The 236-nt window shown below is 40.7% G+C and carries 1 protein-coding gene; it reads right to left on the bottom strand.

Annotated features, from left to right (window positions below):
• On the bottom strand, positions 1–236 hold a 236-nt coding region (locus AAEZ22_RS18635; RefSeq protein WP_352298580.1), incomplete at both ends, for an AIR synthase-related protein.

Below are 236 nucleotides of genomic sequence, written 5' to 3'. Positions count from 1 at the left end.
CAGTTAAATGTTAGGAACATTTCGTGTTGTGCTATGTTACCGTTTGTCATTATCCAATCGAACACCACTGGCCATTGCCAAGAGTCACCCTTGATTACAGCTTTACAATCATCAGGAAGCACTCGTGGGATATTTTCCCAGAATCCACCACCGGTAATGTGCGCCATAGCGTGAATGTCTGATTGTTCAATCAGTTTCAACAAAGGCTTAACATATATTCTTGTTGGTTCTAATAA

It is taken from the genome of Pseudoalteromonas sp. 20-MNA-CIBAN-0454 (genome assembly GCF_040308685.1).
GTDB lineage: Bacteria > Pseudomonadota > Gammaproteobacteria > Enterobacterales > Alteromonadaceae > Pseudoalteromonas > Pseudoalteromonas nigrifaciens.
The sequence above is the reverse complement of the archived record's forward strand: the minus strand, read 5'-3'. Positions and strand labels throughout refer to the sequence as shown.